14 protein-coding genes are annotated in these 17,607 nt (G+C 74.0%); 3 read left to right on the plus strand and 11 right to left on the minus strand.

The features are described 5' to 3' along the window. Nucleotides 1–14: 14 nt before the first annotated feature. Nucleotides 15–1,232: a trans-sulfuration enzyme family protein gene (locus tag ACIHCX_RS14605; protein WP_400029316.1), complete on the plus strand. Its 1,218-nt coding sequence runs from the start codon at nt 15–17 to the stop codon at nt 1,230–1,232. A gap of 76 nt (nt 1,233–1,308) precedes the next feature. Here ACIHCX_RS14605 and ACIHCX_RS14610 read toward each other — a convergent pair whose 3' ends face one another. The 4 genes from ACIHCX_RS14610 to ACIHCX_RS14625 form a co-directional block, all read right to left on the minus strand. Beyond that, nucleotides 1,309–2,751 carry a GNAT family N-acetyltransferase gene (locus ACIHCX_RS14610; protein WP_400029317.1) on the minus strand — a complete coding sequence of 481 codons (1,443 nt, stop codon included), beginning with the start codon at nt 2,749–2,751 and terminating at the stop codon, nt 1,309–1,311. A gap of 165 nt (nt 2,752–2,916) precedes the next feature. Continuing rightward, nucleotides 2,917–5,574, minus strand: coding sequence for a DUF6493 family protein (locus tag ACIHCX_RS14615; protein ID WP_400029318.1), 2,658 nt, complete (start codon nt 5,572–5,574; stop codon nt 2,917–2,919). Next, a complete protein-coding gene (locus tag ACIHCX_RS14620; RefSeq protein ID WP_400029319.1) occupies nt 5,571–6,977 on the minus strand; it encodes an SWIM zinc finger family protein in 1,407 nt (468 codons plus the stop codon). The genes ACIHCX_RS14615 and ACIHCX_RS14620 overlap by 4 nt, the downstream gene beginning before the upstream one ends. 118 nt (nt 6,978–7,095) lie before the next feature. Then, nucleotides 7,096–7,926 carry an alpha/beta fold hydrolase gene (locus ACIHCX_RS14625; RefSeq protein ID WP_400029320.1) on the minus strand — a complete coding sequence of 277 codons (831 nt, stop codon included), beginning with the start codon at nt 7,924–7,926 and terminating at the stop codon, nt 7,096–7,098. Nucleotides 7,927–8,113: 187 nt separating this feature from the next. Between ACIHCX_RS14625 and sigJ the strand changes: the two genes are divergently transcribed. Further along, on the plus strand, nt 8,114–8,995 hold the full coding sequence (sigJ, locus tag ACIHCX_RS14630) for an RNA polymerase sigma factor SigJ (RefSeq protein WP_400029321.1): 882 nt from the start codon (nt 8,114–8,116) through the stop codon (nt 8,993–8,995). A 272-nt stretch (nt 8,996–9,267) separates the two neighbouring features. Next, nucleotides 9,268–10,029, plus strand: a complete 762-nt coding sequence (locus tag ACIHCX_RS14635; protein ID WP_400029322.1) for a GntR family transcriptional regulator — start codon at nt 9,268–9,270, stop codon at nt 10,027–10,029. Nucleotides 10,030–10,110: 81 nt separating this feature from the next. Here ACIHCX_RS14635 and ACIHCX_RS14640 read toward each other — a convergent pair whose 3' ends face one another. The 7 genes from ACIHCX_RS14640 to ACIHCX_RS14670 form a co-directional block, all read right to left on the minus strand. Continuing rightward, nucleotides 10,111–11,274 carry an ROK family transcriptional regulator gene (locus ACIHCX_RS14640; protein WP_400029323.1) on the minus strand — a complete coding sequence of 388 codons (1,164 nt, stop codon included), beginning with the start codon at nt 11,272–11,274 and terminating at the stop codon, nt 10,111–10,113. Nucleotides 11,275–11,612: 338 nt separating this feature from the next. Next, nucleotides 11,613–12,161, minus strand: coding sequence for a G/U mismatch-specific DNA glycosylase (gene mug, locus ACIHCX_RS14645; protein WP_400029961.1), 549 nt, complete (start codon nt 12,159–12,161; stop codon nt 11,613–11,615). Further along, entirely contained in the window at nt 12,158–13,600 is a 1,443-nt protein-coding gene (gene purB, locus ACIHCX_RS14650) for an adenylosuccinate lyase (RefSeq protein ID WP_400029324.1), read from the minus strand. The genes mug and purB overlap by 4 nt, the downstream gene beginning before the upstream one ends. A gap of 59 nt (nt 13,601–13,659) precedes the next feature. Continuing rightward, nucleotides 13,660–14,472 carry an SGNH/GDSL hydrolase family protein gene (locus ACIHCX_RS14655; protein WP_400029325.1) on the minus strand — a complete coding sequence of 271 codons (813 nt, stop codon included), beginning with the start codon at nt 14,470–14,472 and terminating at the stop codon, nt 13,660–13,662. A 59-nt stretch (nt 14,473–14,531) separates the two neighbouring features. After that, a complete protein-coding gene (locus ACIHCX_RS14660) occupies nt 14,532–15,560 on the minus strand; it encodes a hemolysin family protein (RefSeq protein ID WP_400029326.1) in 1,029 nt (342 codons plus the stop codon). Then, nucleotides 15,557–16,969: a hemolysin family protein gene (locus ACIHCX_RS14665; RefSeq protein ID WP_400029327.1), complete on the minus strand. Its 1,413-nt coding sequence runs from the start codon at nt 16,967–16,969 to the stop codon at nt 15,557–15,559. Before ACIHCX_RS14665 ends, ACIHCX_RS14660 begins: the two co-directional genes overlap by 4 nt. Nucleotides 16,970–17,119: 150 nt before the next feature. Continuing rightward, nucleotides 17,120–17,545, minus strand: coding sequence for a GNAT family N-acetyltransferase (locus tag ACIHCX_RS14670; protein WP_400029328.1), 426 nt, complete (start codon nt 17,543–17,545; stop codon nt 17,120–17,122). Nucleotides 17,546–17,607 lie beyond the last annotated feature (62 nt).

Genomic DNA, 17,607 nt, shown 5'->3' on the forward strand with positions numbered 1-17,607 from the left:
TTCACCCTTCGCTCATGGACACGCCCTTGGACTCCGCGAGCACGCCCGCGTACGACGACGTACACCGCGCACCCAGAGCACTGGCCACCGAGGCGGTGCACGCCGGCCGTGACGACCTCGCCCGGCAGGGACTGCACGCCCCGCCGATCGACCTGTCCACCACCTACCCCTCCTACGACAGCCGCGCCGAGGCCGCCCGCATCGACGCCTTCGCCACCGACGGCGCCGACCTCGACGGCACCCCGGTCTACGGACGGCTCGGCAACCCCACCGTCGCCCGCTTCGAGACCGCTCTGGCCCGGCTGGAGGGCACCGAGGCCGCGGTGGCGTTCGCCAGCGGCATGGCCGCGCTGAGCGCGGTGCTCCTCGTCCGGTCCGCCATGGGCCTGCGGCACGTCGTCGCCGTGCGCCCGCTCTACGGCTGCTCCGACCACCTGCTCACCGCGGGGCTGCTCGGCACCGAGGTGACCTGGACCGACCCGGCCGGGATCACCGACGCGCTGCGCCCGGACACCGGTCTGGTGATGGTCGAGTCCCCGGCCAACCCGACGCTGGCCGAGGTGGACCTGCGGGCCGTCGCCCACGCCTGCGGATCCGTCCCGCTGCTCGCCGACAACACCTTCGCCACCCCTGTGCTGCAACGCCCGGCCGAGCAGGGCGCGCGCCTCGTGCTGCACAGCGCCACCAAGTACCTCGGCGGCCACGGCGACGTGATGGCCGGTGTGGTGGCCTGCGACGAGGAGTTCGCCGGCCGGCTGCGGCAGGTGCGGTTCGCCACCGGCGGGGTGCTGCACCCGCTCGCCGGCTATCTGCTGCTGCGCGGGCTGTCCACCCTGCCGGTCCGGGTGCGGGCCGCCTCCGCCACCGCGGCGGAACTGGCTGCCCGCCTGGCGGACGACCCGCGTGTCGCCCGGGTGCACTACCCGTCCATCGGCGGAGCGATGGTCGCCTTCGAGGTGCACGGCGACCCGCACGCCGTCATCGGCGGCGTCGGCCTGATCACGCCGGCCGTGAGCCTCGGCAGTGTCGACACCCTGATCCAGCACCCGGCGTCCATCAGCCACCGCATCGTCGACGCGGACGACCGGCGGGGCGCCGGGGTCGGCGACCGGCTGCTGCGGATGTCGGTGGGCCTGGAGGACGTCGAGGACCTGTGGGCCGACCTGGACCGCGCGCTGGGGCAGTCGCCGGGACAGGCGGAGGTGAAGGGCCTGCACCGGGCGATGAGCTGAGCGGGGCGAGGAGCGTGCGGCCCGGCGGGTGCGCGGTCCGGCACGGTCGGGCCGCGCACCCGCCGGGCGCCGCTGCTCAGTCCCGCGGGCGGAAGCCCTCGTACCACCCCTGCCCGGCGTCGTACGGCAGCCGCGACGCCACCGGGGCTGCGTCCAGCCGGGCCGTGATGACCACGGTGCCCTCCTCGATCTGGAAGTCGAGCGGCAGGCCGAGGCCCCGCATGGCGGCGACCATGCCGGTGTTGGACGCCTGCGTCACGGCGTACACCCTCGCACAGCCCGCCTCGACGGCCATCGCCACCAGCCGGCCCAGGAGCTCGCCGCCGATGCCGCGGTGCTGCCAGGCGTCCTCGACGAGCAGCGCAACCTCCGTCTCGTCGCCGTCCCACAGCAGATGACCGAGGCCGACGATCCGCCCGGAGGCGGTCCGTGCGGCCAGTGTGCGGCCGAACCGCGGGCTCAGCAGGTGGTCGAGGTAGCGGTCGGCGTCGCCGACCGGTCCGTGGTAGCGCAGGCCGAGGGTGCGCGCCGAGCAGCGCGCGTGCATCGCCCTGGCCGCCGCGAGGTCGTCGGTGTCGGCCCCGCGCACGGTGATCGCGGCGCCCTCGGGCAGGGCCGGCACGACCTGGCCGCGCGGAACGCGCGGTCCCAGCCGGGTGTCCAGCTCCACCAGGGCGCGTGCCCGTGCGAACTCGGTGGGCGTGAAGGGCGGATACGGCCGCTCCACGATGATCGTCCCGCCCTCCGGTGCCCGCAGCCGCATCACCCTGTCCTCGAGCGCTCCCTCGGCCGGCGCCTCCGCCGGGCCCTCGGCCGCCGCCGGCCGGTCCGGCAGGGAACGGATGGTGCACCGTCCCAGCAACTTCCGCAGCGCCAGCGGGAGTTCCGCCGCGTCGAGCGCCGTGCGCGCGGCCAGTGCCAGCACCCGTGTCGGTACGTCCACCAGGTCGTGCGCGTCGGCCCGTTCGATCCATGTGTCGGCGCCGCCGGACAGTGCGACCGCCACGGTGATACCGGACGCGTCGAGCCCGCCGGGAGCGTGCAGCAGGAACTCGTCCACCGTGCCCTCGGCCAGCGGATGCGTCTGCAGGCTCAGGATGTCCACCTGCTGGGCGGCCAGCGCCGCGCAGAGCACGGCCAGCGAACCGGGCGCGTCCCGCACGGTCGTCCGCATCCGCCACAACGCGCTGTCACCCGGCACCGCCTCGGCCGCCGCGGGGCCGACGGCCGTCGGCCCGGCCTGCTCGGCGGCGAGCGGCCGGGCGCCGCTATCGTCCGCGGGCGGTACGTGGCCGTGGCGCCGTGCCCACCAGGTGTGGAAGGCCGCCGTGGCCACCAGCGCAAACGCCGGGATCACCAGCACGGCCGGGCCGTCGGGGCCGTGACCGATCAGGTTCGCCACCCCGTCGGCCACGGCGACGGCCGCGCAGAGTGCGGCCAGGTCGACCAGGACCCGCCGCCGGTGGCGCGCGCGGCGGCCGTGCTTCGCCCACGTCGTGTTCGACACGTCTCGAGTCATACGACCACTGTTGCGGAACGGTGTTGCGTGATCGCGAACTCACTGTGACCGACGAGTAAAACGATATTCGCCCCCTTTCGTAGCTGTTTCTTGCGGTTGCCTCTCGTGGTTGTTTCCCACGGTTGCCCTGTGCGGTGCTTCCAGGGCGTGTCGGGTGGATGCCGGTCAGGCAGCCGCCTCCGGGGCCAGTGCGCCGCGCAGCCGGCGGGCCTCCGCGACCAGGCGCGAGGAGCCGCGCCGGTCCGCCGCCCGTGCCAGGTGCGGCAGGTCGCCCCGCGCTCCCGACCGCTCGGCGCACTCGGCCGCCACGGCGAGCAGATCACCGAGCCCGCGCACCGGACCGGCCGGTCCGTCGGCGGCGAGTTCGCAGAGCAGCGGCGGCAGTGCGTGGCCGAGCAGAGCCCACACGGTGGCGTACGCACCCGTGGACGCGGCCGTGCGCAGGGACTCCGCCAGCCGCAGCGGCTTCACCGCGCCGTGCCGCACCAGCTGCCCGAGGTCCGCGCCGAGGCGGGAGGAGTCCAGCTGCCCGCGCGCGGCGAGGACGAGCAGCGCGTCGACGGCGGCCAGCCGGTCCTCCGGGTGCCGGGCCCCCAGCCCGTACGCCACGCACAGGTGCGTGGCCTTGCCCGCCTCACCCCCGGACTCGGCGAGCAACGGAAGGACGGAGGCCGCGCCCCGCGTGTCGTCCATGGCCGCGGCGGTCAGGTCCGGCAGGACCCGCACGGCCACCAGCTCACGCAGTTCGGGCAGCACGGTCGGCCAGTGAGGCCGAGGGGTGCCGCTCCAGTGCGAGCAGTACCGGCCCTTCGTGAAGGCGCTCGACGGCCTGCCCAGTGCGCGGAAGGCGTCGGGGAAGTCTTCTTGCAGCTCGGGAAGTTCACCGGACTCCACCAGTGCGGGTGACTCCGACGTGCGGCGCCGGATCGTCGGCAGTACGGGAGCGCCGGCGGTCAGCCAGTGGGCGAGCCGTCTCCCTTCCGCCGTGTCCAGGGCCGCCGCCCGCTGTGCCGCGGCGGCCGCCACCGAACGGTCCCCGCGCCGCACCCGGAGCAGCGCCTGCGCGAAGTCGGCCGCCGACACGCGCGCCCCGAGCCGCCGGTACGCGTCGAGCCGCTCCACCAGCTCGTCCGGCTCCAGCAGTCCCGTGCTCCAGGTGGGCGTCGAGAGCAGGAACGGCAGGGGATCCGTGCGGACCCGGTACGCCACCTCCCACAGGCGGGCGTCGAAGGCCTGGGAGAGCGCGTCGTGTCCGCAGGTCTGGTCCCGTGCCCCGGGCCGGATCGCGGCGCGCAGGGTGGCGGTGCTCAGCTTTCCCCGCAGTGTGACGACCAGCAGGTCCAGGCCGGCGGACGTGTCGAAGCCGCCCCGGACGCCACCGAACTGATACTCGAGTCGCAGGCCGTGGAACGGGTCGGTCCCGTCCCACCACTGGCGGGAGATCACCGGTTCCAGCGCCTGAAGCAGGGCGTCCCGGTCGCGGTGGGCGTGGCGCACCAGCCCGTCCAGGGCGCGTTCAAAACCGGTCACGTCGGTGTCGGAGGCCAGCGCGGCCCCCACCTCCTCGGCCAGTTCGACCACCGAGGCCGCCGCAGGCGCGAGACGCGCCGGCTCGGGAACCGGCGGAAGCACCTCCTCGTACGCCGTGGCCGCCTCCGCGGGTGCCGCCCCCAGCGACCGGACCGCCTGAACGCGCAGGGAGGGAATCAACTGCTCGGCAGCCAGGGCGAGGTCGGCGCGCACCTCGGCGGAGTGGACCTTCTTCGCATGCCGCTGGGCGAGCTTGAGCGCCCGCTCCTGCACGCCGGCGTCCTCGTGCCCGAAGGCCTGCGCGGCGGCGGGCAGCAGCTCGTCCGCCGCCGCTGCGTCCCGGGCGAGCACCTTGCCCAGCAGTACGAGCTGCGCCCGCACCAGCTTGCGTTCCGGCCGGAACAGCACCGCACCGGACACCTCCGCCAGGTGGCGATGCGGCAACTGCCCGTCCAGGGCCAGCGCGCCGAGCACCGCCTGGGCGTGCGAAGCCACCGGGGACACCGCGTCCGAGGCCAGCGCCGCCCAGTCGGCCACCCGCTCCCGCTGCTCCTCGCGCGTGAGCGCCAGGGACGTCAGCACACGCAGGAACGCCCGGTGGTCGGCGTTCGTGCCGCCCCGCAGGAGCCGGGCCACGCAGGAGTCGACCGTGGCCCTCCGGTCGAGCGGGCCCTCCAGGGTGAGCCGCGCGAGCGCTTCGTGCCAGCTGTCGGGGCCCTCGTCGGACGTCCATTCCAGCAGGCCGCCGATGTCGTTCACCTCGAAGAGCGCGGTCACGAGCGGTACGAGGTCCGGGTCGGTGCGCAGCCGCTCCAGCAGGGTGTTGCCACGCCTCCAGTTGCCGCGGACCTGCCGCACCCAGCCCCGCACATAGGCGTCGGTCGTCGGCGCCGGACAGTCCGCCAGACGCACCAGGGCGGACATCAGCTCGTAGGGCACCTGCGCGGTGGCGGGCCGCTGGGCGAGCCGGTTCGCCAGATCGGCGAGCCAGCCGGTCTCCCGGTCGGCGAGGACGCGGAGCAGCACCGCGGGGGAGACCCCCGACCAGCGCATGTCGGCGGCCGCGATCCAGCTCGCCACGCCGGCCGCGCCGGTCTGGCACGCGACCCCGGCCACGTACAGCGCCGGATAGGCGCGGCGGGACGGCTCGTTCCAGCGCGTCGCCCTGAGTTCCTTGCGCAGCGCCTTCAACTCGGGGAAGAGCGACCGGCGTTCGGTAGCTGTCATGGCGCCCAGCAAGCCGATCACCTCGGCCGTCCGCCCGGCCCGCACCGTCTCCGTCAGCGATGTCATCGCACACCCCCGCCCACGCGTGCCACGTCCTGCTCCGCCGCGGCGGTGCCCCGCCGCGCCATCCGCACCGCCAGCGCGTGCTTGCACGGCCCGCGCCCGCCCCGGTACTTCGCCCACCACTGGCAACTGCAACTGAGTACGCCCCGGTCCTCACGCACCCGGTGTGCGTGCCCGTCCTCGGCCGTCACCGTCGCCAGGGCGCCGTCCAGGGCGACCGCTCCCGCGGCGAGGAGAGCGCGGGCCGCCCGCAGGCGCGGGTTGTGCCGCTCGGCGCGATCCGCGTCGTAGGGCAACTCCCGGTGGAAGTACGCCGCCTCGGCGGTGTCGTATCCGACCCGGCCCGAGGTGCCGAGCCGGACCAGTGCCGCGCGAACCCGCTCCGGGGTGAGCCCGGAGGAGGCGGCGAGGTCGGCGACGTCGACGCGGGGCTCCCAGGCCAGCAGCACCGCGACCAGCTCCGCGTCCTCGGCCGCCTCGTCGGTGGCGAGCGCGTCCAGCACCCCGCCTTCGCCGGAGAACCCGCGTGAGGCGTCCGGCGACAGGGTCAGCGTGAGCCGCATGCCCGGAAGGACCGCCTCCCAGGCACCGGCCGTGGCGGCGGCGCCCGCGACCGCCGGGCCGTACACGCGCAGGGCGGTCGCATGCCTCAGTACCCGCTGGAGCGCGGCAAGCCGCTCGGGCCCGGGCAGGCAGACCGCACCCGGCACGGGCCGGGTGGTCGGCCGCAGGGCGCGGCCCGCCGGAACCACCCACCGCGGACCGCCCGTGGCGCTCCGCGGCCCGCTCCGGGGCAGCGACCGCAGGAACCGCACGGCCTCGGCCGCGGGCAGCTCGGCCCGCAGGTCGAAACCGGCGGCTATGACCTGGGCCTCCGCGAACCCGCGCAGCCACCGGTCGGGCAGCGGCACCTTCTTCTCCACCACGGGCCCGTCCACGGTGGTCACGGCCAGCTCGTCCGGACCCACCCGCAGATGGAGCGGGTCGTCCGAGCCGATCCGGGACAGCGCCTCGCGCAGCGGGTTGTTGACGTCGACGTTCGTCGTGCCGTGCCCCACCTCGCCGCCGTCCAGGCCGGAGCGCAGCACGTCCAGGCGCGCGTACACCCCGCAGCAGCCGGAGAACGACTCGAAGCGCAGCCGGTCGCCGTTCCCCGTCACCACCGGGTCGAGGGAGGCGCGCAACTGCGGCTGGAAGTACCGGGCGGCCGCCACGTCCGCCACCGCGAGCAGTCCGGCGGACGCAACCCGAGGGGACGTCAGGAAGCCTGCGAAGAACCGCGGATGGTCCTGGATGCCCGTGGGTGTCGCACCCCGGGACGTCTCGAGTCCCAGGCGCTGTCCGCCCGCGGCGGGTTCCAGCACGGAGGGTCGGGAATAGGCCACGGCCTGCAAGGATCGCGTCATGGAAAAACCGTAGGGGCGACCACTGACAACCGGCATCGACCTGCGCGAACACCCTTCTCGGGGCGGGAGACACCACCCGGCCCCTACTCCCGGCCCCCTCCTCCCGGCCTGGTGGCGGTCAGCGGCTGCCGTCCAGGATGACGCGCGCGACCAGTGCCGGGTCGTCGTTCATCGGGACGTGCCCGCAGCCGGGCAGCCGCACGAGCCGGGCCCGGGGGATGATCTGCTGGGCGCGCACTCCCTGGCGGCGCACCAGCAGCCGGTCCCTGGTGCCCCAGGCCACGGTGACGGGTATGCCCGCCAGGACGTCGGTGAAGCGGAGGCCGACACCTGCCCGAAGGGTCTCCTCGAATCCGTCCGCCCGGGCCAGGGCGAGCGTCTCGGCCACCACGGCCTCGGGCGGACGGCGGGCCGGGCGGGCGTAGATGGTGCTGGTCAGGACGGTGCGGCCGGCCGCCGTCCGGGAGAGCCGCTCGACCAGCGGCAGCGGCATCCGCTGGGCGAGCGTGCGCATCGTCCGCAGCACGCCGAAGGCGTAGCGCCGCTCGGCCTGCGTCCAGAAGCCCGCCGGGGCCAGGGCGGTGACGGACCGTACGAGCTTCTCGCGGCCCAACTCCAGGGCCAGCAGACCGCCCAGGGAGTTGCCCGCCACATGGGGCCGTTCCCACTCCAGTGCCTCGCACAGGGCGCCAAGGACCACGTTCATCGTGGGCAGGTCGTGCCGGAGCCCTTCGGGCAGCGCGGGGGAGGCCCCGAAGCCCGGCAGGTCCACGGCGACCACCTCGCGTTCGGCCGCGAGCAGGTGGACCACCGGGTCCCAGGCCTGGCGGTGGTGCCCGATGCCGTGCAGCAGAAGCAACGGCTCACCACCGCCCACGCGCGCGTAGGAGAGGGTCACGGTCCGCGGCCCGCGCGCGGAGGGGACCTCGAAGGAGACGGTGGCGGACATGGGCGCTCCTCGTGGGGGACTCGGCCGACGGACGATGGTAGACAGCCTGTCAGCAATTGCTACCGACGGGTAGCCCTCGATCCCGAGGGATCTCGCCGGCCCCGGGATCCGCACGCCGCCGCGCGGCCACAGCGCCTCCCGGCCCGGTACCTGGACACGAACGCCGGACGTCGGTTGGGATGTGGGCGTGACCACCGACAGCGGAACCGACGTCTTCGAAGAGCACCGCACCGTCCTCATGGGTGTCGCCTACCGCATGCTCGGGCGCGTGGCGGATGCCGAGGACGTACTCCAGGAAACCTGGTTGCGCTGGTCCGCCGCCGACCGGAGCGCGGTGCGCGAGCCGCGCGGCTACCTGGTGCGGGTCACCACCCGGCTCGCCATCGACCGGCTCCGCCACATCAAGGCGCGCGGCGAGTCGTACGTCGGCCCCTGGCTGCCGGACCCACTGGTCACGGACCTCGCGCAGACCGTCCCTGACACGGAGGAGCGGGCCGTCCTCGCCGACTCCGTGTCGCTCGCCGTGCTGGTCGTCCTGGAGACGCTGTCACCGCTCGAACGCGCGGTGTTCGTCCTGAGGGAGGCCTTCGGCTGTCCGTACGCGGAGATCGCCGCCCTGCTCGACCGCGGCGAGCCCGCGGTGCGCCAACTGGCCGGCCGGGCCCGCAGGCACGTCGGCGAACGGCGGCCGCGCTACGAGGTCGACCCCGTCCAGCGACGCGACCTCACCGAGCGGTTCCTGGCCGCCGCGGCGGGCGCCGACCTGGCGGGGCTGATGGCGCTGCTCGCGCCCGACGCCCGCCTGGTGGGCGACAGCGGCGGCAAATCCAGGGCGCCGCTGCGGATCCTGGAGAGCGCCGACAAGGTGGGCCGCTTCCTGGTCGGCGTGGTGCAGAAGGGCATCCCGGATCCGTCCGTCCGCTTCCTGGAGGTCAACGGCGGCCCCGCGATCCTGGTCCTGTCCGAGGGCAACCCCGACGGCGTCATCCAACTGGGCGTGGTCGACGGGCGCGTCCAGACCGTCTACATCGTCCGCAACCCCGACAAGCTGCGGTCCCTGGCCGGCTGAGGCGACCAGGCTCCCGTACAGCGGCCCCGGTGCCCGCACAGCTGCCGTGGCCCCCGTCCCGATGGCGGGGGCCGCCGTCGTGGTGCCCGGGAATCCGGCCGTGCGAACGGCTCGTGAACACCGCGCGACAGGCTCCTGTGCGCTGTCCGAGGGAACGAGGATTGGTCTTGACCAAGGGTGGGGTCCGCCTTATCGTCGCAGATAAGTACAACAACCTTTAATAAACAAGGGCGCTAAAACGCGGCCGGACCACGGCGATTGCGGAGGACAGGGTGGGGACCACGCAGCTGGAATCGGTGCCGGAGCCGAAGTACTGGCATCTCAGGACCGTGCTGAGCGAGGCACTGGACTCCGAGTTCTCGGTGGGCGAGATCCTGCCCAACGAACGGGAACTCGCCGCCCGCTTCGGTGTGGCCCGGGCCACGCTGCGCCAGGCGCTGGAGCAACTGGAGCTGGAGGGACGCCTCCAGCGCCGCCGCGGCGTGGGCACGACCGTCGCACCGCCACGCGTGGGTGTGGCCGTCGACACCGAACAGCACGGCTGGCCGGGGGTGGCCGGAGACGCCTGGCAGAGCGTCGACTGCTCCCGGGCCGTCCCGCCGGCCGCGATCGCCGGGGTCCTGGAGACCGGCCACGAGGAGTCCGTGCACATGGTGCGCCGGTCCCGGATGAGCCACGGCCAGCCGGTCGCCGCCGAGCTGCTCTACGTTCCGGACGGGTCGGTGCCCGACCTGAGTGCGATCGACGCGCCGTCCGGGCCCGCACGCGCGCGTGCCGTGCTGCGTGAGCTGCACCGCCTCGACCTGGAGGGCCAGGACCGCTCGGTCGAGCTGGGCTCGGCCCGCGCGGACGACGCCAAGGAGCTCGACCGGCTGCCCGGCGCCCCCGTCCTCGTCGTCACCACCCGCTTCGTCGTCGCGGGACGCACCGCCGCGATCTCCGTCGCCACCTACCGCGCCGACACCTGCCGGCTGACCTTCGGGGACTCGGACGGCGTGGAGATACACCACGGACCGCACCAGCAGGCCTCCTAGGGTCTGTCCCTCCTCCCTCGGCCGGGGTCTGTCCCCCGGACCCGCCCCTCGGCGGGGGCCGTCACCGGGAGCGGTGGGCCCTCACCGGGAGCGGCGGGCCGTCACCGTGCCCTCCACCGCGAACAGCTGCTCCTCGACGTGGTCGAGGGCCAGCCGGAGCGCGCCCGTCGCCACGGCGGCCTCCCCGAGCATCGACAGGGTCACCTTGGGCGGCCGCAGGCAGTAGCGGTCCAGCTCGCGCCGCAACGGCTCGAGCACGCCGTCCAGCCCGGCCGCCCAGCCACCGATCACGACCAGTTCCGGGTCCAGGGCCAGTGCCAGCGCCGCCACGTCGTGGACGAGCCGCTGGATGAACCGTTCGACGGCGGCTCCGGCCCGCCGGTCACCCCGGCGGGCCAGCGCGAAGACCTCCGCCACCGCCCGCTCGTCCAGCGGATGCAGCGGCTGGTCCGTCGTCGACAGCAGCGTCTCGGGGGTCGCCTCCCGGCCCAGCAGGTGCAGCGCGCCGATCTCACCGGCGGCCCCGCCGAAACCGCGGTGCAGCCGCCCGCCGATCAGCGAACCGGCGCCCGGGCTCAGTCCCGCCAGCACGAAGACCATGTCGTCGGACTCGGTGGCGGCGCCCTTCCAGTGCTCGGCCACCGCCGCCGCGTTCGCGTCGTTCTCGACGAGCACCGGGCACTTGAACGAACGGCTCAGCCGTTCGCCCAGACGCAGGCCGGTCCAGCCGGGCAGCGCGGTGCCCAGCCGCACCGTGCCGTCCGCCTCGACGATCCCGGGCGTGCCGACCCCGACGGCCCGCAGCGAGCTGCGCGGGACACCGGCCCTGCGCAGCAGTTCGGCCACCGCGCCGCGCAGCCGCTCCAGCCGCTCGTCCGCCTCCGCGGTCTCCTCCACGTCCTTGGCCTGGGCACCCACGACGCGGCCGTCCAGGTCGGCCAGCAGCGCGGCGACCCGGTGCGCGCCGATCTCCAGGCCCAGCAGGTGCCCGGCCTCCGCCCGGAACCGGAACCGGCGCGCGGGCCGTCCCTGCCGTCGCGCGGCGCCCTCCTCGGCCGCCTTCTCGACGACGAGTCCCGCCTCGATCAGGCCCTCCACGACGCCCTCGACGGTCGGCCGGGACAGCCCCGTCACCCGGGTGATCTCCGTGAGCGTCGCGCAGTCCGTGCCACGCAGTGCGTGCAGCACCACCGCGGAGTTGATCCTTCGCAGCAGCGAGGGGTCCCCGCCGGTCAGCCGCCCCACCGTCCGTCCTCCCAGCTCGTGCGCGTGTTGGGCGGATCGTACTCGGCACGGGCCGGGGCAGCGAGTGCCGGGGACGGCACGAGCGCGCGTAGGCCGGGGCAGCGGCAGCCCCCTTGGGGCATGCCTACCCTCGGAGTGCGCGGAGCGCGGGATGAGGCGATGCCGCAGCCCTGGTCCGAGGTCGGCTCCCGTACCGACGAGGTGAGCCTGGGAGGCCGCACGGGATCGACCAGGGCCGGACGGGACCGACCGGGCCGACGAGACACAACTCCTCGCGACCGTCACCGACACGGCCCCGCCGTGAACGCCCGTCACCGACCCGGCCCCGCGGTGAGCGGTCAGGCGGTCTCCGCGGTCACCCTCAGCCGGGCGAACTCCTCGGCCATCGTCTCGGCCGTCCAATGCGCGTTCAGCCCGCTCGGGTTGGGCAGCACCCACACCTGTGTGTCGCCGAACGTCCGCTCCTGCGGCCCCACTTGGGCCGTGCGGTCGCCGAACGCTGCCCGGTAGGCGGTGACGCCCACCACGGCCAGCCACCTCGGCCGCAGCCGCGCCACCTTCAGCGCCAGCAGCCGCCCGCCCTCGCGGTACTCCTGGGACGTCAGCTCCTGCGCCCGGGCCGTCGGCCGCGCCACGACGTTCGTGATGCCCAGCCCGTACGACAGCAACTCGCCCTGCTCCGCGGGCTTCATCAGCCGCGGGGTGAACCCCGACCGGTGCAGCACCGGCCAGAACCGGTTGCCCGGCCGGGCGAAGTGGTGGCCGGTCGCGGCCGTCATCAGACCGGGGTTGATGCCGCAGAACAGCACCCTCAGGCCGTCCGCGACGACATCCGGGACCGGACGGTCGCGGGCGGCCTCGAGTTCCGCCGGGGTGAAGCGGGTCAGAGGATCGCCCCCGGCGCGTAGGCCGCGGCCTCCGGGCGCTGCTTCACGATCTCCTCGATCCGGCCCACGACCGCGCCGACCTGGTCGGCCGCCGCACCGGTGAAGGACAGCTTGTCGGCCATCAGCGCGTCCAGCCCCGCTCGGTCGAGCGGGAGGCGGTCGTCGGCGGCCAGCTTGTCGAGCAGGTCGTTGCGCTCGGCGCCCCGCTCGCGCATGGCGAGCGCGGTGGCGACGGCGTTCTCCTTGATCGCCTCGTGGGCGACCTCGCGGCCGACCCCGGCCCGCACGGCGCCCATCAGCACCTTGGTCGTGGCCAGGAACGGCAGGTAGCGGTCCAGCTCGCGGGCGATCACCGCGGGGAAGGCACCGAACTCGTCGAGCACCGTCAGGAACGTCTCCAGCAGACCGTCCAGCGCGAAGAACGCGTCCGGCAGCGCGACCCGGCGCACCACCGAGCACGACACGTCGCCCTCGTTCCACTGGTCGCCCGCCAGCTCGCCGGTCATCGAGGCGTAGCCGCGCAGGATCACCATCAGGCCGTTGACCCGCTCGCAGGAGCGCGTGTTCATCTTGTGCGGCATCGCCGAGGAGCCGACCTGGCCCGGCTTGAAGCCCTCGGTGACCAGCTCGTGCCCGGCCATCAGCCGGATCGTCTTCGCCAGCGAGGAGGGCGCCGCCGCCAACTGCACCAGCGCGGTGACGACCTCGTAGTCCAGCGAGCGCGGGTAGACCTGGCCCACCGACGTGAACGCCTGCGCGAAGCCGAGGTGCCCGGCGACGCGCCGCTCCAGCTCCGTGAGCTTCGACGTGTCGCCGCCGAGCAGGTCCAGCATGTCCTGGGCCGTGCCCACCGGGCCCTTGACGCCGCGCAGCGGGTAGCGTCCCAGCAGCTCCTCGACCCGCCCGTGAGCGACCAGCAGCTCGTCCGCCGCGGTCGCGAAACGCTTGCCGAGGGTGGTGGCCTGCGCGGCGACGTTGTGTGAGCGGCCGGCCATGACCAGCTCACCGTACTCGGCGGCCAGCCTGCCCAGCCGGGCCAGGACGGCGACCGTGCGGTCCCGCATCAGCTCCAGCGAGAGCCGGATCTGCAACTGCTCGACGTTCTCCGTCAGGTCGCGGGAGGTCATGCCCTTGTGCACGTGCTCGTGCCCGGCGAGGTCGTTGAACTCCTCGATCCGCGCCTTCACATCGTGCCGGGTGACCTTCTCGCGCTCCGCGATCGAGGCCAGGTCGACCTGATCGAGGACCCGCTCGTAGTCGGCGATCGCCTCGTCCGGCACCTCGATGCCGAGGTCCTTCTGGCCACGCAGCACGGCGAGCCAGAGCTGCCGCTCCAGCCTCACCTTCTGCTCGGGCGACCAGAGCGTGGCGAGCTCGGCGGAGGCGTACCGTCCGGCGAGGACGTTCGGGATGCGGGGCTTGACGGGCGCTGAAGTCACGTAAACGGAGTCTACTGGCGATTCGTGCAGGCCAGCGCCACGGGGGTGTTCGTGGGAAGCTACGAGAGCTCCGCGTCGGCCGCCGTGGGCGGCTGCGCGAGGTCCTCGTAGGGCAGCAGCTCGGGCCGCTTCGCGAGACGGCCGTCGCCCGAGGAGCGGCCGGTCAGGCGCCGTCCTATCCACGGCAGCAGATGCTGCCGGGCGAAGCGGGCGTCCGCGACGCGGCGGGTGAGCCAGTCCGGACGCGCGGTCGCCGGCACGGGCGTACGCCACTCGGTGTCCTCGGGCTCGTGCCCGAGCGTCTGCCACACCGCCTCCGCGACCCGGCGGTGACCCTCGGCGGTCAGGTGCAGCCGGTCCACGTCCCACAGCCGGGGATCGGCGAGCGACGGCGCCCCGTACAGGTCGACGACGAGTGCGCCGTGCCGTTCGGCGAGCCCGTCGACGCAGGCGAACAACTCCTCCATACGGGGCCGGAAACGCTCCAGGACGGGTCCCTGCCGGCCCGGGCTCCGCATCAGCACCAGCCGCTCGCACGACGGCGCCAGCCGCTCCACGGCCTCCGTGAGCAGCCCCTTGACCCTGCCCATGTCGCACTTGGGCCGCAGCGTGTCGTTGAGGCCGCCCACCAGCGTCACGACGTCGGCCCGCATGGCCGCCGCCTCCTCCACCTGCTCGTCGACGATCTGCCCGATGAGCTTGCCGCGCACGGCGAGGTTGGCGTACCGGAAGCCGGGCGTGCGGGCGGCCATCCGGGCCGCGAGGAGGTCCGCCCAGCCGCGGTACGAACCGTCGGGCAGCAGGTCCGACATGCCCTCGGTGAAGGAGTCGCCGACCGCGACCAGGCTCGTGTATGTGGGATTCGTCTGCATGGCGTCAGCGATGGTATCCCGGGGCGCCGCGGCACATACCGAGCGGTCGGCCATCGGCGTCAGGCCTTTCCGGTCACCCCCGCCGGTCCGAACAGCTCCCGCAGGACGTCCTCCATCGTCACCAGGCCCGCCAGCCGGCCGTCGGCCCCCAGGACCGCCGCCAGATGCGTACGGCTGCCGCGCATTGCCGTGAGCACGTCGTCCAGCGGCGTGCCCTCGCGGACCCGGGCGATGGGGCGCATGTCCCGCAGCCGGAACGGCTCTCCCCGGGGCGAGGCGTCCAGGGCGTCCTTCACATGCAGGTAGCCGACGATGTGGCGTTCCTCGTCGACCACGGGGAAGCGTGAGAAACCGGACTCGGCCGACAGCCGCTCCAGCTGCTCCGGGGTGACGCCCAGACGCGCGTGGACGACCCGCTCCAGCGGGAGCACCACGTCGCGCACGGGACGGCTGCCCAGCTCCAGCGCGTCGTGCAGCCGCTCCTGCGCCCGGGCGTCGATGAGCCCGGCCGCGCTGGCGTCCTTGACGATCTGGGCCAGTTCCGCGTCCGTGAAGGTCGACGAGACCTCGGTCTTGGCCTCCACCCGCAACAGCTTGAGCAGGCTGTTCGCGAATGTGTTCACCGTGAAGATCACCGGGCGCAGCGCCCGGGACAGCGCGACCAGCGGCGGTCCGAGCAGCAGCGCGCTGCGCACCGGCTCCGCGAGCGCGACGTTCTTCGGCACCATCTCGCCGAACAGCATGTGCAGATACGTCGCCAGGGCCAGCGCGATCACGAACGACACCGCGTGACCCGCCCCCGACGGCACGCCCACCGCGTGGAACACCGGCTCCAGCAGGTGCGCGATCGCCGGCTCGGCGACCACGCCGAGGACCAGGGTGCACAGGGTGATGCCGAGCTGCGCCGCGGCCAGCAGCGCGGACACGTGCTCCAGGCCCCACAGCACGTTCCTGGCGCGCCGGTCGCCCTCCTCGGCGTACGGCTCGACCTGGCTGCGGCGCACCGAGATCAGCGCGAACTCGGCGCCGACGAAGAAGGCGTTGACGACCAGGGACGCCAGCCCGATCAGGATCTGTACGGCGGTCACCGGCCGGCCCTCTTCTCGTCGTCCTTGTCGCCGTCCTCGCCGTCCTCGCCGTCCTCGCCGTCCTCGCCGTCCTCGCCGTCCTCGCCGTCCTCGCCGTCCGCGTCGTCGAGCGGCGCGTGCAGCAGCACCCGCGCGGCCCGGCGGCCGCCCGCGTCCACCACGTCCAGCCGCCAGCCGGCGACCTGGAGAATGTCGCCGGTTTCGGGGATCCGGCCGAGCTCGGTGGCGATCAGGCCGGCCAGGGTCTCGTACGGCCCCTCCGGCACCCGCAGTCCGACCCGCGCGAGGTGGTCCACCCGGGCGGAGCCGTCCGCCGAGTACAGGGCGCGGCCCTCCGCGTCGGCTCCGGCCGGGGCGAGGTCGGGCGTCTCGTGCGGGTCGTGCTCGTCGCGCACCTCGCCGACCACCTCCTCGACGATGTCCTCCAGCGTGGCCACGCCCGCGGTGCCGCCGTACTCGTCGATGACGACCGCCATCGTGCGTCTGCCGGAGAGCCGATCCAGCAACCGGTCGACGGTCAGCGACTCGGGGACCAGGAGCGGCTCGCGCATGATGTCGGAGACCCGTGTCCGGGTGCGGTCTTCGGCGGGCACGGCCAGCACGTCCTTGATGTGGGCGGTACCCACGACCGCGTCGAGGCCGCCCTGGTACACGGGGAACCGCGACAGCCCGGTCGCCCGGGTCGCGTTCGCCACGTCCTCGCAGGTCGCCCGGGTGTCGAGGGCCACGACCTGGACGCGCGGGGTCATCACGTTCTCCGCGGTCAGGTCGGCCAGGTTCAGGGTGCGCACGAACAGCTCGGCGGTGTCCGGCTCCAGGGCGCCCTCCTTGGCGGAGTGCCGGGCCAGGGCGGCCAGTTCCTGGGGGCCCCGCGCGGAGGCGAGTTCCTCGGCGGGCTCCACGCCGATCCGGCGCACCACGCGGTTCGCCATGTTGTTGAGGTGGGTGATGAAGGGGCGGAAGCCGGTGCTGAACCAGCGCTGCGGACTGCCCACCCGCCTGGCCACCGCGAGCGGTGCGGAGATCGCCCAGTTCTTGGGCACCAGCTCGCCGACGACCATCAGGAACACCGTCGACAGGGCCGTGCCGATGACCAGGGCCACGGTGGTCGCGGTGGACCGGGACAGGCCGAGGGCCTGGACGGGGCCCGCGATCAGCTTGGCGATCGAGGGTTCGGCGAGCATGCCGACCACCAGGTTGGTGACGGTGATGCCGAGCTGCGCCCCGGAGAGCTGGAAGGTCAGGTTCCGTACGGCCTTCAGCGCTCCGGCCGCGCCGCGCTCACCGCGCTCGGCTGCCCGCTCCAGGGCACCGCGATCGACGGTCGTCAGCGAGAACTCGGCCGCGACGAAGGCGCCGCAGGCGAGACTGAGCAGCACAGCCACCAGCAACAGGAGCACTTCGGTCATCGGGTCACCCCTGTCCCATGGTCGGGCAGAACCGGGACAGGCGCGCTGTACCGCGCTCGGGGAGGCTCGCCCATGGGCGGACGCTCACAACCTTTCATGGAGGACCGGGTGTCCTCCAAGAGTAAAGGAAGAGCAAAGAAAGGTTGCCGGTCAGTCCGTCAGGGGCTTCACCCAACGCCGCCAGCGTTCCTCCGGGGCGTAGCCCGCCGCCCGCCAGGCGTGGTGCGCGGCCTCGTTGCGGGTGAGCACCATGGCGTCTCCGCGCCGCCCGCCGAGGCGCACGAACCGCTCCTCGGCGGCCGCCAGCAGCGCCGAGCCGATGCCCCGGCGCCGCCGGTCCGGGTGCACGGCCAGCCGGTACAGGTGGCAGCGCCAGCCGTCGAAGCCCGCGATGACCGTGCCGGCGAGTTCGCCGTCCTGTTCGGCCAGCAGCAGGGCCTCCGGGTCGCGGGCGAGCAGGCGGGCCATGCCGTCCCGGTCGTCGCTGATGCTCGTGCCCTCCGCCGCGGTCGTCCAGAAGGCCAGCACGGTGTCGAGGTCGTCGGTGGTCGCGGCGCGTATGCGCAGGTCGCTCATGCGGCGATCACACCACGCACCGTCGCCCACCGGGCGCAATTCCACCATCCGGACCCTCGCGC

The organism is Streptomyces sp. NPDC052043 (genome assembly GCF_044548235.1).
In the GTDB taxonomy this organism is placed as follows: Bacteria; Actinomycetota; Actinomycetes; order Streptomycetales; family Streptomycetaceae; genus Streptomyces.